The following is a 22,795-nucleotide window of genomic DNA, read 5'->3' as shown; positions in this document are numbered from 1 at the left end:
CCATGCTGCATTCCGATGCCGAAATCCGCCGCCGCATCGATGCGCTCGGCCCATGGTTCCACAATATGGAGCTGGCCGGCGTGGAAACGGCTCCCGATCATTTCCTCGGCAATTACCCGCTGATCAAATGGCGCAAATTCGCCGACGCCATTCCCGCCGATCTTTCCGGCAAGGCGGTGCTCGACATAGGCTGCAATGCAGGTTTCTACTCTATCGAGATGAAACGCCGCGGCGCCGGTCGCGTGCTCGGCATCGACTTCGACGAGGCATACCTTGCGCAGGCGCGCTTTGCCGCTGAGGTTGCGGACTGCGACATCGAATTCCAGCAGCTCTCGGTCTACGACGTTGGCGCGCTGCGTGAGCGGTTCGACATCGTGCTGTTCATGGGAGTGCTCTACCATTTGCGCCATCCCTTGCTCGCTCTCGATCTGATCCGGGAGCACGTTGCCGACGACCTGATGATTTTCCAGTCGATGCAGCGCGGCAGCACCGACGTGCCGGCACTCGAGCAGAATTATCATTTCTGGACGCACGACCTGTTCGACCGGCCGGAGTTCCCAAAGCTGCATTTCATCGAGCATCGTTATGCCGACGACCCGACCAACTGGTGGATTCCCAATCGCGCCTGCACCGAAGCCATGCTGCGCAGCGCCGGCTTCGAGATCGTGCTGCAACCCGAGCAGGAGGTCTATTTCTGCCGCACCGCCGACGTACCGGCCGGCGGCGGCGCCATCTACCCGTCGAAAGGACAGATAAATGATTGAAGCCGCGATGATCTGGAACGAGCCCAACAACAAATCCCACTGGGATCCCGAGCTCGACCCTGACTGGAGCCGCTTCGCCAACATGACAATCCTGGCCGCCGACGCGATCGCGTCGGAGAATCCGGCCTTGACCAAGGTCCTTGGCGGCATCTCGCCGATCGACGCCGCCTTCATGACACGGATGAAGGAATTCGGTGTGCTCGATCATGTCGACGCGGTCGCCGTGCACGGCTTTCCGCTCGACTGGAACCTCTGGCAGATCCACGAATGGCCGCAGAAGATCGGCGAGATTTCGGCTGTCACAGATCTTCCGGTATGGGTCAGCGAGGTCGGCGTGTCGACCTTCGGTGCCGAGGAGGTACAGGCCTGGGGCCTGCGCCGGACCGCGGAACTGCTGATCGGCAACGCACCGCGCATCCAATGGTATAGCCTCTACGACCTGCCGCGCGAATGGGAAGCGACGACGCGCCATCGCGAGGCGGAAGGCTCTTCCTACTACCGCCATTTCTACATGGGCCTGCTGCGCCAGGACGGCACGCCAAAGCCCGCGCTCGAGGAATTCCTGCACCACGCGCCGGCAATGGGACTGGTGCAGTGGTTCCATTTCGAAGATCACCGGCTGGACGACGCCGTCGCCTGGATGAAACGGCTCGGCGTCACCAATCTGCGCACCGGGCTTTCCTGGGCCGACAGTTTCAGGCCCAACGCACTTGACTGGTTCGACCGGCAAATGGAGGCTTTGGCCGACTTCGACGTGACGGTCACCTTCTGCTTCACGCCGGAACACCGCGGAATGATGCCGCACCACGCCAGCCCGCCGCTGGTGCCGGCGGAATTCGCCGAGTTCTGCGCGGCAATGACGCGCCGCTATGCCGGCAGCATCGCTGCCCCTTCCGCCGGCAGGCAGCGCGCCTCCGCAGCGTGAGGAGCTTCGGCTCGCCAGCCATGACGCTCACCGTCCTCAACGTCGCCTATCCCCTCGCCCCGGTCGGGCCGGATGCGGTCGGCGGCGCCGAGCAGGTGCTGTCGATGCTCGATCAGGCGCTCGTACAGGCCGGACACCGTTCGATCGTGATCGGCTGCCAGGGCTCGCGCGCTGCGGGTGTCCTCATCGAGACGCCGACCGAACCGGGCGTGCTCGATGAAGCGGCGAAGCGCCGGGCACAGCGTGCTCATCGCGCCGCAATTGCAACCGCGCGCGCCCGTTGGCCAATCGACGTGGTTCATTTGCACGGCATCGATTTCGACGCCTATCTGCCGGGCGATGGGCCGACATTGGTGACCTTGCATTTGCCGCTCGATTGGTATCCGGCCGACGCTCTCAGCCCGGCGCGGGGGGATCTGTGGCTGCATGCGGTATCGGCGGCTCAGCAACGAACCGCGCCACCGGGCGCCAGGCTGATCGAGCCGATCCCCAACGGAGTGGACATCGACGCGTTGAGCGAACGGCGGGCCAAACGCGACTTTGCGCTGGTGCTCAGCCGAATCTGCCCGGAAAAGGGCATCCATCTGGCGCTGGACGCAGCCGAGAAGGCCAACGTACCGCTGGTCATCGGCGGCAAGGTCTATCCCTACGAAACCCACACAGCGTATTTTCGCGACGAGGTCGAGCCGCGGCTGGACAGTCGGCGCCGCTTCCTCGGTCCGCTCGGCTTTGTCGCCAAGCGGCGCCTGCTCAACACAGCCCGCTGCCTGGTCATCCCGAGCCTTGCCGCGGAAACCAGTTCTCTCGTTGCCATGGAGGCACTCGCCTGCGGCACCCCCGTGGTCGCCTTCCCGAATGGCGCACTGCCGGATGTGGTCGAGCATGGCAAGACGGGATATCTCGTCAGAGATGTCGACGAAATGGCGGAAGCCATTCTTGCCGCGTCCGGCCTGGATCCCGAGACCTGCCGGGCCGAGGCGCGACGGCGCTTTTCACTCGACCGCATGGTTTCCTCCTACATGGGCGCCTATCGGGCGCTGGCACGGCTCGGCACAGACAGCGGACAGCTGACGGCGGCGAAGTGAGCGGGACATGCTCCGCAGCGAGATCATCGACGATCCGGCCGGCCTCGAGGCCCTCAGGCCGCACTGGTGGGAGCTCTGGTCGCGCAGTCCCTCGGCGACGCCGTTCCAGTCTCCAGCATGGCTGGTGCCGTGGTGGCGGACATTCGCTCCCGGTGAGCTTGCGACGGTCGCCGTCTGGAGTGGCGATGATCTGGTCGGCCTGGCGCCACTCTATCTGGAATGCCAGGAAGCCGACGCGCGGTTGCTTCCGCTCGGGATTTCGTTGAGCGACTATCTGGACGTTCTTTGTCTTCCCGAGATCACCGAACCGGTCGGCGCCGTCATCGCCGGCTCGGTTCTTTCCATCGGCTGGTCACAGTGGATCTTGCCGGATCTGCCGGCCGGCGGTGCCGGCCTCGCCATCAGGCATGCCGCGCTCGAAACGTGTCAGGCTGTCGGCGACGCTGCTTGCCCGGTGCTTTCCCTCACGGGCGATGAGACGCTTCTCACCTGTGTTCCGGCGCGGCGACGGCGCCAATTGCGCCGCGCCCATAGAGCCGCTTCGAGACGTGGCCGGGTCGCCATCGAACCCGTTTTGTCCGATCCGCAGACATTCCTCGATCACCTGATCCGCCTTCACCGCGCGCGCTGGGCCGGACACGGCGACGGCGTCCTGTCCGACAGCCGCGTGGAAGAATTCCATCGTCAGGCGCTGCCGCAGCTGGCTGCTCAGGCACTTGCCCGATGCTGGCTTGTCGCCATCGGTGGCGCGATCGTGGGCGCCTATTACGGGTTTCATCATCGGGGCCGCGCTTACGCTTACCTCGGTGGCTTCGATCCGGCCTATGCGGACGAAAGTCCCGGCGCGCTGCTCATCGGCCAGGCGATAAGCCAGGCGATCTGCGAAGGCGCGGAAGAGTTCGATTTTCTGCGCGGACAAGAGGCCTACAAATACAGCTGGGGCGCCGTCGACCGGTGGACGATGCGCAAGATCTGGACGCGGAGCAAAGGGGGGTGAGCGCGACCCGATCGAGATCTCGGCGGGCGACATCAGCAACGCAGGTGCTGGAGGAGTGCATGGCAGATGGTGCCGGCGTCGAAGCCGTCATCGCCAGGCTGGCTCTCCGTTTTGAGACAGGAATCGACGCCGTAGAACTGGCGAAGATTGCGCAAAATATGCACTCGGCCGACCCGCGAAAGACGGCGAAACTACAGCGGATTGCCGACCTGCTTCAGCGCAGGCCCGAGATCTTCGTCACGCTCCGCAAAACGGGTGCTGCGGTTCGGCACGAACGCGGTGAGGGAGAGACCGACGATGCGGTCGTCGAGCGGCTGGCGGCCGGGTTTGACGCGGCGGCGGCGATCTCCCCGGCGGCGAGCGTCCAGCTGTCGTCGCTGGGCAACGAGGAAAAGCTCTCGGCCGCTACGGCTGAGATCGTTGCATGGCTGGAGAGGCGAGGCTTTACCGGCACTGACCGCGACATACTGGACATCGGCTGTGGCATCGGTCGGTTCGAATGCGCACTCTCCGCTCTATCGCACCGGATCGTCGGCATCGACATATCCGCGGCGATGATCTCGATCGCCCGCCGGCGATGCGCCGGGCTCGGCAATGTAGAATTCCGCCCTACCCGCGGTTTCGATCTTGCCGATTTTCGCGATGCGAGCTTCGACCGCGTGCTGGCCGTCGACAGCTTTCCCTATCTGGTGCTGGCCGGCCTCGCGGAACGACATTTCTTGGAAATCGCGCGCGTGCTGAAGAGGCCGGGCATGGCCGTGCTTTTGAATTATTCATATCGCGGATCGCCGGCGCTGGATCGCGCCGACGTTCATAACTTCGCCAATGCAAATGGCATGCAAGTCCTCGTCGACGGCGAAAAGCCGTTCCGGCACTGGGACGGCGATGCCTTCCTGCTTACGATTTCCGGCGGAACATTGCGGCCCAACGCTGGTTCGGATGCCGAACGGGAAAAGCCGCTCGACAGTATGAAGGAGGACAAGATGGCGTCCGGCAGCAAGAAGCACATCGGTCGCGGCAGTCATGGCAAAGGCGCTGGCGCTGGCGCAATGACCGATCTTCCCAAGGACAAGATCGGAGAGAACGCTGTTCTGTCCAACAGAGACAAGAAGCAGCACAGCAAGGAGCGTGGGCTCGACGGCAATCGGGTCAAGTCCGAGCAGTACCAGGATCATTCAGGGGATCGACGGCCTGAAGACTGATCGTTGCGGCGGCATGTGGCTTGCAGCCGGTGAGCAATTGAAAACGCAGCGAGAGCCAACCGCTGACGAAGCTGTGCAAGGACCGAAGCCGGTCGCATGGATAGCTTGCAAATTCTTGCAAACTCGCACTGTTGCCACCAGAGTGAGGTGAAGGGACTAACATTTGCCAAGAGAACGCGATGTCTCGCTCAAGGGAAGATTCCGTCAGCACGCGTGCCGATCTGAGGATAGACCGGGAAATCGCTTCCTTGCTTGCGGCCATCGAACAGGAAAGGGTTCCTGACCGGCTGACCAAACTTGCGATTGAATTGCAGAACGCGCTTGTGGAAAGACGATTGCGCGAAACCAGCAATTAGCGTGACATGTATTAGCGGCGCCTCTCGGCTTCGAAGTCCAATTGTCCTTCGGATAGATAGCTGCGCCTTTCCATCAGCGTTTGCGAGGAACTTTCGCCAAGGTATTCCAGCACGCCGGCGCGTGCGCGGTTGAGCCGGCTTTTCACGGTTCCCACCGCGCAACCGCATATTTCGGCAGTCTCCTCATAGCTGACGCCCAGCACGCCTATCAGCATCAGAACCTCGCGCTGGTGCTCGGGAAGGCTCTGGATGGCCTGGTGGACTTCCTTGCCCTGTACGGACCATTCCTGCGTCGCTTCCGAGATCGGCCGCAGCGAAGCGCAGTCGAGCAGGCCGGGCGCTTCCCTCACTGCGGCTCTGACACGCGTGTAGTAGGTGTTGCGCATGATGGTGAAGAGCCATGACTTCATGCGCGTTCCAGCCTCGAACTTGTCGATGTTGGCCAGTCCCTTGGTCAGCGTCTCCTGGACCAGGTCGTCTGCATCATCGGGGGTGCGGCAGAAAGTACGCGCGAAAGCCCTTAAGGCGGGTATGAGGTGGACGATGGAAACTTCTTCGGTTTCGCGGGTCGCGAAGGCGTAGGCTGTGGGTGGCAATGGTCCAGCTCCCGTCCAGAATGAGTTCGTGAGCGCAGACCAGTTAAATGCATTGGGCGAAAGATCGTTCCGGCTGGCGAAAATCACCCGGCTCCAGAAACCGGAGAGGCTTGGCTGGGCACTCCAGCCGGCGGCGATATTTTTGACGGAACAACCACCGGTATCGCGGAGTTCGAAGCGAGGTCGTCCGAAAATCCGGGGGACCGCCATTGGCGCGTCGAAACGCGATTCGCAGCGAGCCTTGGCCGCCACCTCAAGGACAGTCCGCCACCTCAAAACAGGAGGAATCCATGACAGGAAACAAGCACGCCAAAGGCAAAACGCCGGCCGATAGCGACCTTGCCAACGATCCCGGCATCGGCAGTTCCAAGGGCACGATCAAGGAGGGCGACCGGCTCGATCAGGGCGACAACACGTTCGAAGGCGATGTCGAGAACGACACCACGCCTCAAGGCGGTATCAATCCCCGGCAAAAGATGCGGACCAACAAGTGACGCCAGCATCGGCCGGCGCACGATCGAACAAATCCGCTGCAACCCGTGCACCAATCCCGCGTTAACGGGCATCGGCCTCGTGTCCGCATCGAGCGTTGATGCGACAGGCACTTTCGCGGAGACACAGATGACAAAAAGCTCGTTTGGCCGCCCCGTTCCAATTCTTGTCGGCCTTGGTTTCCCTCGCCATGTCGAAAATATGTGGCAGGCCTATGACGTCTTAAACGAATGGCCGAGCCGCGGCCCGGCGCACATGGCGGCGTTCAACGCCTGTCGCGCCGGGCTGGCTGACGAGGTCGATGCCGAGACGGTGCGCGCGGCGTTCGAAGCATTCGCCCAAAAAGCGGGCATTCTGGCGCACGATGTCGCCGCCGAAATACCAGCAGGCACCAATCCCACTGAGGTTCGCGATGTCGGCTAAAATGCCCAGCAGGCCATGTGACCCGCTGAGGCTAATTTATATCAAGGGTGGTTAAATCGGGAGGACCGCCATGCTGGAGATAAAGTTCGATGCTCCGGTTTGCATCTACTTCGGCAAGCCGGGCCGATCGCGAATGGTCAGCTCCGTTTTCGAGGCTTCTTACTGCCTCAAAAGCGAGAAATGGCCTGCCCGCAATGCCCCGTTGTCGCTGATGGCGGCAGATGCATTGGATGGCGCCCAGATCGGCCAGATTACGGCAGCGGAAGCCCGCGAAGCATTTATCGACGCGGCTTTGGAAGCGAAGATTCTTGTCGAAGGCGAGCCGCATGACACGCATGCCCCGACAGCCTTCATGCCGGACGGCGGGTGAGCTGGCAGGCTGCTTCCCCGCAGTGCCGTTTATCGCGAATGGCTGGCTTCCTCGGCCTTTTTCTTCCGCTGCTGCCTGAGGACCTCGTCGGTTCCGACCAGCTTCTTCGATCCGCCGGGGATCGCGGTGGAAACAACAGCCGGCGGGTCGCTTGCCGGGAAAGAATCCTCCAGACCCGCCTGCAGCTGGTCTTCTAGCGTCTGCGGCTCCTCCGAGCGGCCAGGGGTCCTTCGGGTGTCTACATTCTCCAGCGGCTGTGTCATGTCCGGTGAAGACCTGACTTCTCGAATCCAGCCATAGAGCTGTTCGATGGCAAATTCCTTCATTGTGTCGAAATCGGCCTTTTCGTCACGCGATGCCTCGATTTGGTCGACCATGGTCTTTTCGAACCGTTCGAGGCTCTCGCTTCCACACGCCCGGCAGAGACGCACCAGTGCCTCGCGCAATATGAGCGGCGCAAAGTGCGCTGTCGCCTCGAGCCTGAGCTGCTGCAAACGCTCCGGGGTGGCGGCTTGGACCTTCGACATGCTCGACCTCTTCGCCTTGTGGAGCATGTCAACGAAAATTGTCGGCGGATGTTCCATGACGCACCGCCGGTGCATCGCTCGATCCTCAGCGGTGTGCGCCACCACCGAGTGCCATGCGGATACCGAGACCGACGACGAAGCAGCCTGCCACGCGCTGCTGCCAGAGCTTTACCTTCGGTCGCCTCATGATCCAGGCCCCGAGCGTGCCGGATGCGAGCGCATATGTGCCCAGCACCAGCACACCGGTCATCTTCTGGGTGCCTCCGAGCAGCAGCAATTGCAGTGTAACCGATCCGCGAGCCGGATCGACGAACTGTGGAAGGAAAGCCACCATGAAGGTTATCGGCCAGGGATTTACCAGATTGGCGATCATCCCTTCGCGCGCAGCCGCGAGCGGCCCGACGGCCGCAGGCTTCTCGACTTCGACCCCGTCCGACGGCAACAATACCAAACGTGATCCAAGCCAAACGAGATAGGCCGCGCCCATCCAGCGAAGCATGGCAAAGGCAAGGGGCGACGCCTGGAGCAGCGACGATATGCCGAGGGCAAGGAGCGGCAACTGGACCATGCCGGCGCCGAGGGTCATGCCCAGAACGGTTAACAGGGCAACCTCCCGGCCCTGCCCGATGCCACGCGCCATCACCAGCAGACTGTCAGGCCCCGGCGGCATCTGCATCAAGATGACCGTCCCGAGAAAGGCCGCCCAAGAGGCGTGATCCATGCCGCTACTTCGCCCAGGTTTGGTAAGATGCCTTCGCGCTATCCTTCAACCGACCGGCATCTCGCATCATCTTGAGCGCTTCATCCCTGGTCAGGCCGCATTTGCGGGCAAAGAAATTGATCTCATAGACCTGCTCGGCCGACAGGCCATGTTTGATATGCACTCTTCGCTTGTGTTTGCGTTCGTTCATACAGGCTTGATCCCGTGAGACTTAGCCTCCCCAACTCACATCGGGCCGGCCGGTTCCCCACAGCTTCGTCACGGCGCAGGCTTTTCAGGCGCCGTCTGGCCGGCCGACCCTGTCCTTGAGTTCGTTCAGGAATGCGAGCAGCGCGTCCTCCGGATCGTCGGCCTCTTCGGTCAGCATATCGATGCCCCAGCGGCCGAGAACAGCCTCCTGGACGATGCTCGGCTGCGACATGAAGATGAAGGATTTCGGACGGCTCTTCTCGTAGCCCGACCGCTGCCAGGTCTGCCAAAGCCTATGCAGCAGCAGACGGATGTTCATGTCGGACATGCTGTAGCCGATGAACAGGATGGTGCGCCCCAGCGCGTCGGCCCGAAATTTCACATCGAGCGGCGAATCGAACGACAGCCGTTCAAAATAATCGGTCTCCGCCAGAACCAGCGATTTGTCGTCGTCGAAATCGCCGTGGAATTTGATGATCTGGGTGACCTCGCCTGTTGTCTTGGGCAAGTCCTTTGCATTGGCCACTTTCACAAAGGGCCGGCCATGGATCTCGAAGGCAACCTCCAGGTTGCGATCATAATTGGTGGTGTAGATGATCGGAAAATCGAGCGACACGATAAGCTTGTGGATCGCCGAGCCCCGCACTTTTTCCCGCGATACGCTCCATTCGCGATCCATCCAGCTGCGCAAAGGGCCGAGGCTCCCCTGCTTCAGCCGGTAATATTCGGCAAGGGCCTGATAGTTGGCCTCCGGTGCGCCGATCATGTCCTCGTCGAGGCCGAGCTCGTTTTGCATGTGCTCGATGAGCTTTTGCCAGGACGGTAAGCCGACGCTCATCGATACTCCGGCGCCAACGAACAAGACCGCTCGCCGCTCTTTCACCGATTGAGCCAGTTGCTCGACTGCAGACAGCATCCGACACAACTGCGAACAGCGCCCTCCGTTCCGGCCGAGCCCGGACCACCGCGGGAATAACTCCAATTTGCGGTTGAATGAGAACGCCCGGATCAACTATCCCGAGCGCCGGCCGCCGAGTTTGGCCGACGGAATCCGACATTTATTTCATTCCATTTGGCACTTCTGCGCCTCTCGCGCGTTGGGAGTGTTCAACAAAGACGGCGCAGCTAATGGATCGCCATCGGATTGTCTCAGTAGCATTATGTCTGTTCCTGCTTACAATCGGCGCCGTCCAGCAAAAGGCTTGGGCTCAAGCACCTTGCCCGGCCGACCATGACAAATTGCTGGCCGCCCTCAAGGCCAACGTCAAAGCCAGCGGCGGCCCCGGCAATGGCGGCTTCGATACCAATGAATGGGCGGCAATCGTGGCTCGCGACGGAACTGTCTGCGCCGTCGCCTTCAGCGGGCCTACCGCCGACGCCCAGTGGCCCGGCAGCCGACTGATCGCCGCCGAAAAAGCCAATACGGCCAACGGGCTCAGCCTCGCGCAGATGGCTTTGTCCACCGCGAACCTCTACGCGCCGGTGCAGCCCGGCGGTCCTCTATTCGGCCTCCTGGCCACCAATCCGGTCAATCAGGCGGCAGCCTATGCGGGCGATCCTTCTACGTATGGAAGCTCCAGCGATCCATTGCTGGGAAAGCCCATCGGCGGTGTCGTCGTGTTTGGCGGTGGCCTGGCTCTCTACGACGGCAAGGGGATCGTCGGGGCCCTCGGGATAAGCGGCGATTCCTCTTGTGCCGACCACAATGTCGCCTGGCGGGTGCGGGCCGCACTCGGGCTGGACAAGGTACCGGCCGGCGTCAACCCAAACCGCAAGGACGCTATCATTTTCGACCTCGATCCCGGCGGCAAGAGCGCTTCCGGCTGGGGCCATCCATTGTGTGCCGGAACCGAGGCGGACGTAGCCGCAGAGCTTGGCGCCGGTGTCGGCGGGTCGATACGGTAATGAGGCAAGTGCGACAGGTGGCAGCGAAAACCAGTGTGTCAGCCAAAAGGGGAGAAAGGCCAATGGCTGCGATGCTGGGATGGACGCTGCTGGCAGGCTTCGCGCTAGTTACCACGGCGGTTGCTCAGTCAACGTCAAGCTTTGCGATAAATCCGCCGTCCGCAGCTGCTCCGCCCGACGACGGCCAGTGGGCGATGCCGGCAAAGAACTACGCCTCGACCCGCTACAGCGAACTTGCGGAAATCACCGAGGACAACGTCAAGAACCTGCAGGTGGCCTTCACATTCTCCACTGGCGTCAACAAGGGCCAGGAGGCTGCGCCCCTGGTCGTCGGCAACACGATGTACATCGTGACGCCGTTTCCCAACATCCTCTACGCGCTTGACCTTACCAAGCCCGGCGCGCCGATGAAGTGGAAATTCGAGCCCAATCCCGAGCCTGCGGCGCAGGGCGTTGCCTGTTGCGACGTGGTCAACCGCGGTGCGGTCTTCTTCGACGGGCGCATCTATTTCAACACGCTCGACGGCCATACCATCGCCGTTGATGCAGCCACCGGCAAACCGGTCTGGAACACCCATATCGGCAACATCAATATCGGCGAGACCATCACCATGGCGCCGCTGGTGGTCAAGGGCAAGGTGCTGGTCGGCAATTCCGGCGGCGAAATGGGCGTGCGCGGCTGGATCAAGGCGCTCGACGCCGGCGACGGGCACGTCGTCTGGACGGCCTACAACACCGGCCCGGACGCCGAGGTGCTGATCGGCCCCGATTTCAAGCCGCATTACGACATGGACAAGGGCAAGGATCTCGGCGTGACGTCATGGCCGCCCGATGCGTGGAAGATCGGCGGCGGCAATGTGTGGGGCTGGATCTCCTATGATCCGGATCTGAACCTTATCTTCCACGGCACCGGAAATCCCGGCCCGTGGAATCCGGATCTGAGGCCCGGCGACAACAAATGGACCGCCGGCATCTTTGCCCGCGATCCCGACACCGGCGCAGCCAAATGGTTCTATCAATGGACCCCGCACGACCTCCATGATTACGACGGCATCAACGAGCAGGTGCTGCTCGACATGACTTGGCAGGGCAAGCTCCGCAAGGTCCTGGTCCGACCGGAACGCAACGGCTATGTCTATTTGCTGGACCGCACGACGGGGGAGGTATTGTCGGCGGTGCCGTTCGGGCCTGTCAATTCCAGCAAGGGCGTCGACCTCAAGACCGGCCGGCTGATTGTAAATCCCGACAAAAAAACCGGCACCGGTAAGGTCGTGCGCGACATCTGCCCCACCGCATCCGGGCTAAAGGACTGGCAGCCTTCGGCGTTCTCGCCAAAGACCGGCCTGCTCTACATTCCGCACAATAACATGTGCATGGACGAAGAAGGCGTCGAGGTGAATTACATCGCCGGGACGCCCTATGTCGGCATGAACGTGCGCATGATTCCGGGGCCGGGCGGCAATCGCGGCGCTTTCACCGCCTGGGATGTCGCCGCCGCCAAGCCGGCGTGGAGCCTGAAGGAGAACTTTCCGGTGTGGAGCGGCGCCGTCGCCACCGCCGGCAATGTCGTGTTCTATGGCACGATGGAAGGCTGGTTCAAGGCGGTCAGCGCCAGGACCGGCGCGCTGCTTTGGCAGTTCAAGACGTCGTCCGGCATCATCGGCCAGCCGATCACCTATCGCGGCCCAGACGGGCACCAATATGTCGCGGTCCTTTCGGGCGTTGGTGGCTGGGCTGGGGCGATCGTATCCGGCGATCTCGACCCGCGCGACGCCACCGCCGCGCTGGGCTTCGTCAACGTCATGAAGGATCTGAAGGATGTAACCACGCCGGGAGGTACGCTGTATGTGTTCCGGCTGCCTTGAGACGATCGGCCGAGTTGCGCGGCCACGGAGAACGCGACCGCGGCGGCTTGCCGCCGCGGTCGGTGCACTGGCGCTCTCGCTTGTTGCCCCCCTTGCCGATGCGCGCGAATTGAGAATCTGTGCCGATCCCAACAACATGCCGTTCTCCAATGCCGCCAGGGAGGGCTTTGAAAACAAGATTGCCGAACTCGTCGCCGAGGAGCTTGGTGCGACTGTTTCCTACACATGGTGGGCACAGCGGCGCGGCTTTGTGCGCAACACGCTGAAAGCCGGCCTGTGCGATCTGGTGCCCGGCACACCCGCCAATCTCGAAATGCTGCGCACCACCGCGCCCTACTACCGGTCTTCCTACGTCTTCGTGACACGAAAGGATGCGCCGGAAATCACGTCCTTCAACGATCCTCGCCTGCGCGATCTGCACATCGGCGTCCAGCTGATCGGCGACGACGGCGCCAACTCGCCACCCGTCCAGGCGCTCGGGCGCCGCGGCATCGTCGGCCATCTCATCGGCTTCCCGGTCTATGGCGACTATTCCGCGCCAAACCCGCCAGCGCGCATCATCGAGGCGGTGGCGAATGGCGACATCGATGTTGCCGTCGTCTGGGGACCGTTGGCCGGCTACTTCGCCGCCAGGCAAAAAGCTCCGTTACGAATTACGCCGGTTGCGCCGCGTATCGACGGTCCGCTGCTGCCGATGATCTACGACATCTCGATGGCCGTGCGCCGCGACGACGATGCACTGCGCGGTGAGGTAGACGCAGCTATTGCCAAACACCGCGCCGAGATCGATACGATCCTGGCGGAATATGGCGTGCCTCGCCTCGACGGCGCCGGGGCGGCAGTGCGATGAACCGCGGCCTTCCATGCTTGCTGTCGGCGATGCTCGTCCTTGCCGCTTGCCAGCGCGAGGAACGCGACACGCGTCCACAGTCGGTGCTCGGCTCGGGCGACCAACCGGCGGCCGTGACGGCCCTCGAGCCGGGCGGCCAACGGCCGGCCTCGTCCGACAACAAGGCCGGCGTGTTCGAGGCCAACGCCTTCCACCTCAGCGAGGGCAAGCGTCTGTTCAACTGGTTCAACTGTTCCGGCTGCCATGCCAATGGCGGCGGCGGCATGGGCCCGGCCCTCATGGACCAGAAGTGGCTCTATGGCAGCTCGATCGAAAGCATCCACGCCACGATCAGGGACGGCCGGCCGAACGGCATGCCGAGCTTCCGCGACAAGATCCCTGACGACCAGATCTGGGAGCTCGCCGCCTTCGTCCGCGCGCTGAGCGGCAACGCGCCAAAGTCCGCTGCGCCGAGCCGCGACGACGACATGATGCCCCATCCATCCGAAAATCGCCTGCCGGACGCCGCGACGCTGGGGAAGTCGCCGTGAACCGCCTTCTTTGCAGGGTGTGCTGCAGCACAGCCTGCATGCTGCTCCTTGCAGGATGCAGCGGCTGGCAATCCGCGCTCGACCCGAAAGGCCCGGCCGCGGGCGAGCTTGCATGGCTGATCTGGTTCTTCACCGCGCTGTGCACGGCGGTCTGGCTTCTGGTGATGGCCGTGCTGATTACGCCATTGGCCCGGCGCCCGGCGCCGCTCGGCGATCCGCTTGTCCTCGACGCTGCCGCCGAGCGCAGCAAGATGCGAATTGTCGTCGCCGCACTCGCCGCTACCGCCCTGATCCTGGTCGGCCTGACGCTGCTGAGCTACTTCGCTAACCGGACGCTCGCCGCCATCGGCTCGGATGCGGCGCTGACGATCCGGGTGACCGGGCATCAATGGTGGTGGGAGGTGCGCTACGAAAACGATCAGCCGAACCGCATCCTGACGACCGCCAATGAAATCCACATCCCGGCGGGGGAGCCGGTGCGGCTTGTCGTGACCTCGACCGACGTCATCCATTCCTTCTGGGTGCCGAACCTCTCGGGCAAGCTGGACCTCATTCCAGGCCACGAGAACGTTCTCGATCTGAAGGCGGACAAGCCCGGCGTCTATCGCGGCCAGTGCGCCGAGTTCTGCGGCGCGCAGCATGCCAATATGAGCACCTTCATCGTCGCCGAACCCCGGCCCGTCTTCGACGCGTGGCTGAACGATCAGCTGCGGCCGGCGGTCGCTCCTGCCTCTGGCGAGGCAAAAGCCGGCCATGACCTATTCCTCAAACGGCCTTGCGTGATGTGCCACAAGATCGGCGGCACCATCGCCGGCGGTACGGTCGCTCCCGACCTTACACATATCGCAAGCCGGCAGACGCTCGCTGCCGGAACGCTGGCGATGAGCCGCGGCAATCTCGCAGCCTGGATAGCCGATCCGCAAGGGATCAAGCCAGGTGCCCACATGCCCGTGGTGGGACTAAACGGGGACGAGCTGAATGCGATCGTAGCCTATCTCGAAGGCCTGAAATGAGCAGCGCCGACCTAGCCCATGAGCGTGACCTCGCCCAGCAACGCGCCGCAGCACAAAAGGGTGACCTAGCTCCCGAGCACGACGGTCCTCGCGATACCGGCCTCGACGACGCCAGCCTTGACCGCTGGCTGGCGCGGACATGGCAGACGGCACCGGGCATCATCGGTGCGCTCTCGAGCGTCGACCACAAAATTGTCGCGCGGCGCTACCTGATCACCGCCTTCTTCTTCCTGTGCCTCGGTGGCCTCAGCGCCGTTGCCATGCGCATCCAACTGTCGGGGCCGGAGCGCGGGCTGATCGGGCCCGACCGCTACAACCAGCTGTTCACCATGCATGGCGTAACCATGATGTTCTTGTTTGCAGTGCCGATCGTTCAGGCGACTGGCATCTACCTCGTGCCGCTGATGGTCGGCACCCGCAACATCGCCTTTCCGCGCCTCAATGCATTCAGCTTCTGGATTTATCTCTCCGGTGGCCTCTTCGCCTGGGTGTCGTTTGCACTCGACATGGCGCCCGACGTCGGCTGGTTCTCCTATGTGCCGCTGTCCGGCCCTGAATTCGGGCCAGGCAAGCGTTCCGACGTGTGGGCGCAGATGATCACCTATACCGAAGTGTCGTCGTTGGCGGTCGCGGTTGCCACCATCGTCACCGTGCTGAAGCAACGCGCGCCGGGCATGTCGCTGGACAAGATTCCGCTCTACGTCTGGGCGCTGCTGGTCACCTCCTTCGTGATCGTGTTCGCCATGCCGGCGGTCATGATCACGTCGACGTTCCTGATCCTCGACCGGCTGGTCGGCACCCATATCTTCAATCCCGCCGAGGGTGGCGACGTACTGCTCTTCCAGCACCTGTTCTGGTTCTTCGGCCACCCCGAAGTCTACATCATTTTCCTGCCGGCCACCGGCATGGTGTCCTCGATCATCGCCGCTTTCGCCCGGCGTCCGGTATTCGGCTATCTGGGCATGGTTCTGTCGCTGATTTCGGTCGGCTTTCTGTCGTTCGGCCTGTGGGTCCACCACATGTTCGCAACCGGCTTGCCGAAGCTCGGCGCGAGCTTCTTCACCGCGTCGAGCATGCTGATCGCCATCCCGAATGGGCTGCAGATCTTCTGCTGGCTGGCGACATTGTGGGACGGAAAGCCGATAGTCAGGACGCCGCTGCTGTTCGTGTTCGGCTTCTTCTTCACCTTCGTCGCAGGCGGCCTGACCGGCGTGATGCTGGCCTCGGTCCCATTGGACCTGCAAGTGCACGACACCTATTTCGTGGTCGCGCATTTCCATTACGTGCTGATCGGCGGGTCGGTGTTCCCGCTGCTCGGCGCGACCTATTTCTGGTTCCCCAAGATCACCGGCCGGATGATGAACGAGCGTCTCGGACGCTGGCACTTCTGGCTTGCCTTCATAGGCTTCAATGCGGCGTTCTTTCCGATGCACATTGTCGGGCTGTGGGGCATGCCGCGCCGGGTCTACACCTATCCGGCGGAGCTCGGCTGGGGCAACATCAACCTGTGCATCACAGCCGGCGCGGTCGTCCTGTTCCTGAGCTTCGTGCTGTTTACCATAAACCTGGTTCACAGCGCCTTGAGGGGCGCGCCGGCCGGGGACAATCCCTGGAATGCGGGCACTCTGGAATGGGCGACAATGTCTCCGCCGCCTAACTACAATTTCGCCCATATTCCGGTGGTTACACATGCCGAGCCGCTGTGGGCCGAACGCGATACGCTGCCGGTGGCGACTGGGCTTCGTGTCGACGTGCGCGAACTTGTTATTTCGACCGTGGCAGAGGCGCATCCCGATGTGCGCGAGAAGTCGGCGACGCCATCGATCTGGCCGTTATTCGCCGCCCTCGCCGTGGGCGCCACCTTTCTCTATTCGATCTTCAGCCCGTGGGCGGTGGTCTGGGGAGCCGGGCCGATCGCCATCACCTTGATCGGCTGGTTCTGGCCGAAAGGCGATCCGGAGGACGAGGAATGAAACAGCGCCCGGCCGCGGATCTTTCCGAACTCCCGACCTTCGGGCTCGGACCGCGCAGCCCGACCTGGTGGGGCACCCTCGCCTTCATGGCGCTTGAGGGCACTGGTTTCGCGCTCGCCGCAGGCGCCTATCTCTACCTTGCCTACCTGTCCCCCGAATGGCCGCTCGGCGTGCCGCCGCCCAACCATTGGCCGGGCACCATCGTCATGCTGTTGCTGCTCGCCAGCGTGGTGCCCAACCACATACTGAACCGCTACGCCGAAGCCTGTGCCATGGTGCCGGTGCGCATCGGCCTGCTGGTGATGTCGCTGCTCGGCATCGCACCGCTTGTCGTGCGCTGGTTCGAATTTCCGGCCCTCAACATTTATTGGGATACCAATGCGTATGGCTCGATGCTGTGGGTGCTGCTCGGCCTCCACACCACACATCTGATCACCGATGTCGGCGACACGCTGGTGCTGACGGTTCTGATGTTCACGCGCCATGGCTATAGCGGCCGGCGTTTCGGGGATGTGGGCGACAACGTCTTCTACTGGGATTTCGTGGTCGCGACCTGGATCCCGATCTATCTGTTTATTTACTGGACGCCGAGGCTGGGTTGAGATGCGTGCGGTTCGGTACGGAACTTCCTGGGGTGGGCTGTTGTCGGGGCCATTGGCCTGGGCGGTATCGACGCAACTGAACTACGCGGTTGTCGAGTGGCAGTGCGCTCACAGGATTGCGATCATCCCCGTCATTGCGTTGGTGTTGGCGGTGCTGGCCTTGCTCGGCGGCGCGCTTTCGTGGCGGGCGCGACAGCAAGGCGGCGCCGCCTTCAAACCGGAGCGTACGCGCGGCACCGAAGATTTCGTCGCCAATGTCAGCATTCTAAGCGCGGTGCTGTTTACGCTGGTAATCGTCATGCAGGGCGCTGCCTCGCTCATTCTTGACGGCTGCATACGATGAGCTTCGAGGCGCTCTTCTCGACCTCGATCTGCTACGGTGCCGGCGCCCCTCAGGCCGGTTGGACGCTGGCGCTGCCAATTACGCTGCCGTTGGCAGCGATCGCACTGCTTTACACCGCTGGAGCCGCTCGGTTGTGGCGGCGGAGTGCTCGCAGCCGCCCGTTGCGGCTGTGGCAAGCCCTGCTGTTCGCGGCCGGCTGGGTCATTCTGGCAGCAGCGCTGGTCAATCCGCTCCATGCATTGGGTGAGCGCGTTTTCACCGCCCATATGATCGAACATGAGCTGCTGATGGCGGTGGCGGCGCCCTTGCTGGTCGCCTCCTGTCCGGCCGCGGCGATGATGTGGGCATTGCCGATCAAGCTGCGGCAGGCGCTGGGCACAGCCGGGCACGCCAAGATGCTGCGAGCGGTTTGGGTCGCCATCAGCCGCCCTGCAGCCGCCACCGTCCTGCACGGCGTCGCGATATGGGCGTGGCACGTTCCGGCCCTGTTCGAGGCAGCGCTTGGACAGGGTGCCCTGCACTATGCGCAACATGCCAGCTTCCTCGGTAGCGGCCTGCTGTTCTGGTGGGTGCTGCTGCCGCGCCCCGGCCGCGAACAAGCCTATGGCAGCGCGGTCATGCACCTTTTCTTCACCTCGCTGCACACCGGCCTGCTCGGAGTGCTGCTGCTGGTCTCGCCAAGGCTGTGGTACCCGGAAAACGCCGCCGGCGCAGAATTGTGGAGCCTTAGTCCGCTCGAGGACCAGCAACTCGCCGGTTTGGTGATGTGGGTTCCGGCCGGCCTGATCTATGGCGGCGCGGCGTTGCTGCTGGCTGGCCTGTGGATCCGCTCGAGCAGCCGAAAGGAGGCGCCGCATGCGCTTCACGCTGTCTAAAGCCATAATCGGCGCTGCGGTAATTGTCGTGCTCGTTGCAGCCCTGGCCGGGATTGCGTTGTACTTCGAGCAAAGCCGTCGGGTCGAGCAGAAGGCCGACAATGCGACCGGCGGTGTCGGCGCCCGCGCCATACCGATCATGATGGCCAATGGCTGCGCCGGTTGCCACACCATCACCGGCGTTCCCGGAGCGCAAGGGCTGGTCGGCCCGCGCCTCGACGCCAGCTTGGCCAACCGGGTTTACGTCGGCGGCGTCTTGTACAACAAGCCGGAAAACTTGATCCGCTGGATCCGTGCGGCAAGGGAGATCAGCCCGCATACGGCAATGCCTTCGACCAGAATTTCCGAGCAGGAGGCGCGGGACGTGGCTGCCTACCTCTATTCGCTCAAATGAAAGTCATTGCTCGCCGCGTCGCGACCACAGACCACGACCGGGATCATAAGCGGCCGCCGCGGCGAGGAAGAACACGACGAGGCAGGCCAGAACTACTTGGCATGAGACCGGCTCGAAGCGCAGATAGAGCGCGAAGCGGATCAGCTCGACTGCATGGCTGAACGGATTCAGCGCTGCGACCGTCGCAAGCACCGGACCAGCCTCGGCAAGTCGCCACAGTGGATAGAGCGCGGTCGAGGCGAAGAACATCGGAAAGATGACGAAGTTCATCACCCCGGCGAAATTCTCCATCTGGGCCGATACTGACGAGACGAGCAGGCCGAAGGCGCCAAGCATCAGCCCGGACAGCACCAGCGCCGGCAGAACCGCGAGATAGCCGAGCATCGGTGGCCGCACGTCCCAGTAGCGCGCGATCAGCAAGAACAGGTACACGAGCGGCAGGCCGACGACCACACTGGCGAGCAGGCGAGCGCCGAGCAGATACCAGCGCGGCAGCGGCGCGGTCAGCAACAGACGCATGCTGCCCATTTCGCGGTCATAGACCATTGCCAGCGAACTGGCCATGGCGTGGAACAGCAGCATCATCGCGGCCAGCCCGGGCACCACATAGACTTCATACAGCACATAAGTCTGGTAAGGCGGCGTGATCGACAGGCCGAGCACGGAGCGGAAGCCGGCGGCGAAGATGGCCAGCCATACCAATGGCCGGGCAATCGCCGAGATCAGGCGGCCGCGCTGGCGCAGCGTGCGAAGCAGTTCTCGCTGCAAGATGCCGATGAGCGCCCGCAGCGCATGACGGGTTATCATGCCGACTCCGTCAAGCGAGCGAACGCGTCTGCCATGCTGCCGACGCCGAGTTCGGCGGTAATGCGATCGGCGCGGCCTGCCCATCGCACCCGGCCGCCGTGAAGCACGACAACATCATCTTCGGCAGTCACCTCCTCAAGGAAATGCGTCGCCCACAATACCGCAATGCCGCGTTCGCGGCATAAGCCGCGAACATGCTGCGCCAGTGCCCGGCGCCCGGGCACGTCCAGTCCGGTGGTCGGCTCGTCGAGCAGGAGAAGGCGCGGCTGGTGCATGAGCGCACGGGCGATCTCGACACGCCGCCGCTGGCCGCCCGACAATGAGCGGATGGGATCGCCGAGCCTGTCGAGGACTTCGAGGCGGCCGAGTTCCTCGCGTGTTCGGACCTTGGTAACGTCGGCGGCAAGACCATGCAGGGCGGCGTGATAGCGTAGGTTCTCGCCCGCCGTGAGATCGAGATCGAGCGTCTGCTGCTGGAAGACGACGCCCATCTGGGCGAGCGCGGTCGCAGGGTCGGTGCGCATGGCGTGTCCGAACACTTGCACCGAGCCAGAACGAGCGTGATAGAGACCGGTAATCAGCGAGAACAAGGTGGTCTTGCCGGCGCCGTTGCGACCAAGCAGGATGCACATCCTGCCCTGCTCGACCGAGAAGGAGATAGCGTCGAGCACCCGCCGGTCCTTGAAACTGTGCCCCAGATTGTCGAGCGACAGCGCTTTCATGGCCCAACCACGACGCCCCACGGACCGCGCCCGACCGGCAGCGATTTGACCACCTCTTCATTCTCAAGGTCGATGACCGAGATATCGCCGGAATTGCCGTTGGCGCTGAATAGGCGTCTCTGATCGTCTGCCAGCGCGACGTGCCATGGCCGCTGGCCGACAAGATAAAGGCGGCGCACCGCCAGCGTGGCCGTGTCAATCTCGGCGATCCGGTTTGCGGGACCCAGCGCGACATACGCAGTGCCGCCGTCACGCGACATCTCGATGCCGACGGCCTGGACGCCTTCGCGGCGAATACCCGGCACCTCAAACTGGACCTTGCCGGTTTCAGCCCGTGTTAAGGTGTCGAAGACCGTCACCGTGCCGCGGATCTCGGAAGAGACCCAAAGCCGCTTTGCGTCCGGGGAGAACGCCGCGGCGCGCGGTCGCGTGTCGACCAGCAAATTATCCACGAGATCGAGCGTGCCGGCGTCGATGAGATGCAGCATGCTCGTCGTCTCCGAGGTGCAGGCGACGTAACGGCCGTCCGCGCTGACCGCCATTCCCTCGGGCTCGACACCGACATCGACGTTGCCGATGACCTTGGCCGAGGCGATTTCCACTACCGAGACCAGATTGTCGTTCTCATTGGCCACAAACAGCCGCTTGCCGTCGGGATGCACGACGAAGAATTCCGGATCGGCTCCCGAAGGCAGTTGGCCGACCACTCGTCTCTTGGCAAGGTCGACGACATCGATGCGATTGTCGTCGCCGACAGCGACAAAGAGGGTCTTCTTGTCAATGGAAAGCGCCAGTCCGCGCGGCCGCCGTCCGACGTCGATCGTTGCCGAGAGGCTCATACTTGCCCCGTCGACGACGGCAACCGCATTGTCCTGTTCGTTCGACACGTAGACGGTTTCGGCAGCAACAGGACCGACCGAGATAAGCACGGACACCACCAGGAGGATTGCGGTCAAAAGCGGCATGCGCTCTCCTCGAGATCGATGCCAAGCGTGTCGAGCGGCGTCCGCTGATGCAGGAAGCCGGGCTGCGGCGAGGCGGAGACCAGCAGGCGAGGCCCAGCAATCAGGATCGGCTGCCGCAGTTGCCCGTCCCATGGACGAAAACTGAGCCCTTGGCCTTTGAAACCGGGGAGAAGAAAATCGTCGCCGCGCATGTAGCCGGCGATGGCTGACGGATCGACGCTGCGCAGCCGCGTCGCGGCCTCGCCGACGCTGCGCACGGCGAGCCAGGCGGCATAGTCGCTCGGCGTCATCCATCGCCCCGCCTGCTTCCGGAAGCGGTCCTGCAACTGCGTCGCTCCCCATTCCTCGGTGACGGCGCTCCAACCGGCCGCAACCAGCCCTTGCGTGCCGGCGACCGGTCGCGGCAGTGCCGTGCGGTCATCGAGATAGGCGCCGAATTCGTCAGCCTCGTCGGCGACGACCAATACATCGTAATCGGCGACCTGCGTGGCGGCCGGTATTTCTGACTGCAGCGTGACATGGCCGGTATCAGCGCGTCCGTTCGCCGGACGGAACGTCCATGGCTGGTCGACGGTGATTTCGGCCCCGAAACGTTGCGCCGCGCGGCGAAAAGCGGCGGCCATCGCCTGGTCGGCAGAATGCGTGCCGACAAGCAGGAACCAGCGCTGCCAGCGCTTCCACACCAGGTACTGCGCCAGGCCGTCGGCGAGCATGGCGCGGCTTGGAATGGTGTGTAGCAGGTTCTTCCTGCAGTCCTGCTGGCGCAGCGCATCGTCGGTAGCGCGGCTGTTGAACAGCAGCATCTTCTCGGCGCCAGGCGCCGCAAGCGCCTGCGTGAGCGGCACAGCGTCAAGATCGGCGACGACAAACGCAAGGCCGGCGCCAGCGAACTGGCCTATCGCGTCCGATGCCGTCTCGGCGGGCTTCAGCACTCGCTCCTCCAGCCGGAAATGCTGGCCGAGAAAGCGCCCGGTCGTATTGTCGTCGGCGATGCCAAGACGTGCGCCTTGCAGCCCGTCATCTGTCGCGAACTGGTCCAGCGGACCCAACTGTAAGGGCGGCTTGCGCGACTGGCCGAGATAGCCGATTACCACCGTCTGAGGCTCGGCAAGACCGGGAGCAGCGACGAAAAGCAACAGGGCAAGAACAGCAAGCGCCAGCCTCATTCCGCTGCAGCTCCCTCTCCCGCAGTGACTGACCGAGGCGGAGTTGGATTAATTCCCCGCCATTGAAAAGGTTCCACTCTGGATATTCACGGCCTTGTGGTGACGGCTGGTCAGATCTGGATCGGCCTCACCTTGACT

27 protein-coding genes and 1 pseudogene are annotated in these 22,795 nt (G+C 63.2%); 19 read left to right on the top strand and 9 right to left on the bottom strand.

Annotated elements, in window-relative coordinates:
- The first annotated feature begins 2 nt into the window (after positions 1-2).
- From NKH63_RS11025 to NKH63_RS11000, 6 genes and pseudogenes are all read left to right on the top strand, one after another.
- Positions 3-764, top strand: coding sequence for a TIGR04290 family methyltransferase (locus tag NKH63_RS11025; RefSeq protein ID WP_023716617.1), 762 nt, complete (start codon positions 3-5; stop codon positions 762-764).
- Positions 757-1,689: a glycoside hydrolase 5 family protein gene (locus NKH63_RS11020; protein WP_352850532.1), complete on the top strand. Its 933-nt coding sequence runs from the start codon at positions 757-759 to the stop codon at positions 1,687-1,689. Before NKH63_RS11025 ends, NKH63_RS11020 begins: the two co-directional genes overlap by 8 nt.
- Positions 1,690-1,709: 20 nt before the next feature.
- Entirely contained in the window at positions 1,710-2,774 is a 1,065-nt protein-coding gene (locus tag NKH63_RS11015) for a glycosyltransferase family 4 protein (RefSeq protein ID WP_352917854.1), read from the top strand.
- A 7-nt stretch (positions 2,775-2,781) separates the two neighbouring features.
- Positions 2,782-3,771, top strand: a complete 990-nt coding sequence (locus tag NKH63_RS11010; RefSeq protein ID WP_352917853.1) for a GNAT family N-acetyltransferase — start codon at positions 2,782-2,784, stop codon at positions 3,769-3,771.
- Between the two features lie 59 nt (positions 3,772-3,830).
- Positions 3,831-4,565 (top strand): annotated as a pseudogene (locus NKH63_RS11005) (class I SAM-dependent methyltransferase); the annotation flags it as partial.
- Positions 4,566-4,754: 189 nt separating this feature from the next.
- Positions 4,755-4,973 (top strand): hypothetical protein, encoded by a 219-nt coding sequence (locus NKH63_RS11000; RefSeq protein WP_352590497.1) that lies wholly within the window; start codon positions 4,755-4,757, stop codon positions 4,971-4,973.
- Between the two features lie 367 nt (positions 4,974-5,340).
- On the opposite strand, the gene NKH63_RS10995 is transcribed toward NKH63_RS11000, so the two are convergent.
- Complete coding sequence (locus NKH63_RS10995) at positions 5,341-5,925, bottom strand: sigma-70 family RNA polymerase sigma factor (RefSeq protein ID WP_036244131.1); 585 nt, start codon at positions 5,923-5,925, stop codon at positions 5,341-5,343.
- A 290-nt stretch (positions 5,926-6,215) separates the two neighbouring features.
- Between NKH63_RS10995 and NKH63_RS10990 the strand changes: the two genes are divergently transcribed.
- The 3 genes from NKH63_RS10990 to NKH63_RS10980 all read left to right on the top strand — a co-directional run bounded on the left by NKH63_RS10990 (position 6,216) and on the right by NKH63_RS10980 (position 7,210).
- Positions 6,216-6,419: a hypothetical protein gene (locus NKH63_RS10990; protein WP_023676144.1), complete on the top strand. Its 204-nt coding sequence runs from the start codon at positions 6,216-6,218 to the stop codon at positions 6,417-6,419.
- A gap of 127 nt (positions 6,420-6,546) precedes the next feature.
- The gene (locus NKH63_RS10985; RefSeq protein WP_352493907.1) at positions 6,547-6,840 is read left to right on the top strand and encodes a DUF982 domain-containing protein; all 294 of its coding nucleotides are present in this window, start codon (positions 6,547-6,549) and stop codon (positions 6,838-6,840) included.
- Between the two features lie 70 nt (positions 6,841-6,910).
- Positions 6,911-7,210 (top strand): DUF982 domain-containing protein, encoded by a 300-nt coding sequence (locus NKH63_RS10980; RefSeq protein ID WP_352482820.1) that lies wholly within the window; start codon positions 6,911-6,913, stop codon positions 7,208-7,210.
- A gap of 29 nt (positions 7,211-7,239) precedes the next feature.
- On the opposite strand, the gene NKH63_RS10975 is transcribed toward NKH63_RS10980, so the two are convergent.
- The 4 genes from NKH63_RS10975 to NKH63_RS10960 all read right to left on the bottom strand — a co-directional run bounded on the left by NKH63_RS10975 (position 7,240) and on the right by NKH63_RS10960 (position 9,563).
- A complete protein-coding gene (locus NKH63_RS10975) occupies positions 7,240-7,737 on the bottom strand; it encodes a hypothetical protein (protein ID WP_352493906.1) in 498 nt (165 codons plus the stop codon).
- 85 nt (positions 7,738-7,822) lie between these two features.
- Positions 7,823-8,413: a LysE family translocator gene (locus NKH63_RS10970; protein ID WP_352895266.1), complete on the bottom strand. Its 591-nt coding sequence runs from the start codon at positions 8,411-8,413 to the stop codon at positions 7,823-7,825.
- Between the two features lie 49 nt (positions 8,414-8,462).
- Positions 8,463-8,648 (bottom strand): hypothetical protein, encoded by a 186-nt coding sequence (locus tag NKH63_RS10965; protein ID WP_352482822.1) that lies wholly within the window; start codon positions 8,646-8,648, stop codon positions 8,463-8,465.
- Positions 8,649-8,732: 84 nt separating this feature from the next.
- A complete protein-coding gene (locus NKH63_RS10960) occupies positions 8,733-9,563 on the bottom strand; it encodes an SIR2 family NAD-dependent protein deacylase (protein WP_502895875.1) in 831 nt (276 codons plus the stop codon).
- Between the two features lie 212 nt (positions 9,564-9,775).
- On the opposite strand from NKH63_RS10960, the gene NKH63_RS10955 reads away from it, so the two are divergent.
- From NKH63_RS10955 to NKH63_RS10910, 10 genes are all read left to right on the top strand, one after another.
- Positions 9,776-10,552, top strand: coding sequence for a heme-binding protein (locus NKH63_RS10955; RefSeq protein ID WP_023716604.1), 777 nt, complete (start codon positions 9,776-9,778; stop codon positions 10,550-10,552).
- A gap of 62 nt (positions 10,553-10,614) precedes the next feature.
- Positions 10,615-12,417 (top strand): methanol/ethanol family PQQ-dependent dehydrogenase, encoded by a 1,803-nt coding sequence (locus NKH63_RS10950; protein WP_280940404.1) that lies wholly within the window; start codon positions 10,615-10,617, stop codon positions 12,415-12,417.
- Positions 12,398-13,267 carry a substrate-binding domain-containing protein gene (locus NKH63_RS10945; protein WP_352482827.1) on the top strand — a complete coding sequence of 290 codons (870 nt, stop codon included), beginning with the start codon at positions 12,398-12,400 and terminating at the stop codon, positions 13,265-13,267. Before NKH63_RS10950 ends, NKH63_RS10945 begins: the two co-directional genes overlap by 20 nt.
- The gene (locus NKH63_RS10940; protein ID WP_023716601.1) at positions 13,264-13,797 is read left to right on the top strand and encodes a c-type cytochrome; all 534 of its coding nucleotides are present in this window, start codon (positions 13,264-13,266) and stop codon (positions 13,795-13,797) included. Before NKH63_RS10945 ends, NKH63_RS10940 begins: the two co-directional genes overlap by 4 nt.
- 38 nt (positions 13,798-13,835) lie before the next feature.
- On the top strand, positions 13,836-14,810 hold the full coding sequence (gene coxB, locus NKH63_RS10935) for a cytochrome c oxidase subunit II (protein ID WP_352482828.1): 975 nt from the start codon (positions 13,836-13,838) through the stop codon (positions 14,808-14,810).
- Complete coding sequence (gene ctaD, locus NKH63_RS10930) at positions 14,807-16,783, top strand: cytochrome c oxidase subunit I (protein ID WP_352482829.1); 1,977 nt, start codon at positions 14,807-14,809, stop codon at positions 16,781-16,783. Before coxB ends, ctaD begins: the two co-directional genes overlap by 4 nt.
- Entirely contained in the window at positions 16,780-17,385 is a 606-nt protein-coding gene (locus NKH63_RS10925) for a cytochrome c oxidase subunit 3 (RefSeq protein ID WP_352482830.1), read from the top strand. The genes ctaD and NKH63_RS10925 overlap by 4 nt, the downstream gene beginning before the upstream one ends.
- A gap of 1 nt (position 17,386) precedes the next feature.
- Positions 17,387-17,728: a hypothetical protein gene (locus tag NKH63_RS10920; protein ID WP_023716597.1), complete on the top strand. Its 342-nt coding sequence runs from the start codon at positions 17,387-17,389 to the stop codon at positions 17,726-17,728.
- Complete coding sequence (locus tag NKH63_RS10915) at positions 17,725-18,603, top strand: cytochrome c oxidase assembly protein (protein WP_352482832.1); 879 nt, start codon at positions 17,725-17,727, stop codon at positions 18,601-18,603. The genes NKH63_RS10920 and NKH63_RS10915 overlap by 4 nt, the downstream gene beginning before the upstream one ends.
- On the top strand, positions 18,584-18,997 hold the full coding sequence (locus NKH63_RS10910; RefSeq protein ID WP_023716595.1) for a c-type cytochrome: 414 nt from the start codon (positions 18,584-18,586) through the stop codon (positions 18,995-18,997). The genes NKH63_RS10915 and NKH63_RS10910 overlap by 20 nt, the downstream gene beginning before the upstream one ends.
- Before the next feature lie 3 nt (positions 18,998-19,000).
- Here the strand turns inward: NKH63_RS10910 and NKH63_RS10905 are convergent, their stop codons facing one another.
- The 4 genes from NKH63_RS10905 to NKH63_RS10890 are packed head-to-tail and all read right to left on the bottom strand — an operon-like array spanning position 19,001 to position 22,657.
- The gene (locus NKH63_RS10905; protein ID WP_023716594.1) at positions 19,001-19,804 is read right to left on the bottom strand and encodes a lanthanide ABC transporter permease protein PedC; all 804 of its coding nucleotides are present in this window, start codon (positions 19,802-19,804) and stop codon (positions 19,001-19,003) included.
- Complete coding sequence (locus tag NKH63_RS10900; protein ID WP_023716593.1) at positions 19,801-20,526, bottom strand: lanthanide ABC transporter ATP-binding protein PedB/LutE; 726 nt, start codon at positions 20,524-20,526, stop codon at positions 19,801-19,803. The genes NKH63_RS10905 and NKH63_RS10900 overlap by 4 nt, the downstream gene beginning before the upstream one ends.
- On the bottom strand, positions 20,523-21,491 hold the full coding sequence (locus NKH63_RS10895) for a PQQ-dependent catabolism-associated beta-propeller protein (protein ID WP_023716592.1): 969 nt from the start codon (positions 21,489-21,491) through the stop codon (positions 20,523-20,525). Before NKH63_RS10895 ends, NKH63_RS10900 begins: the two co-directional genes overlap by 4 nt.
- Positions 21,479-22,657, bottom strand: coding sequence for a lanthanide ABC transporter ABC transporter substrate-binding protein PedA1 (locus NKH63_RS10890; protein ID WP_023716591.1), 1,179 nt, complete (start codon positions 22,655-22,657; stop codon positions 21,479-21,481). Before NKH63_RS10890 ends, NKH63_RS10895 begins: the two co-directional genes overlap by 13 nt.
- Between the last annotated feature and the right edge of the window lie 138 nt (positions 22,658-22,795).

The organism is Mesorhizobium sp. M0960 (assembly GCF_040319055.1).
In the GTDB taxonomy this organism is placed as follows: domain Bacteria; phylum Pseudomonadota; class Alphaproteobacteria; order Rhizobiales; family Rhizobiaceae; genus Mesorhizobium.
Note: the sequence above shows the minus strand (reverse complement) of the source record. Positions and strands in the feature narration are given on the sequence as shown.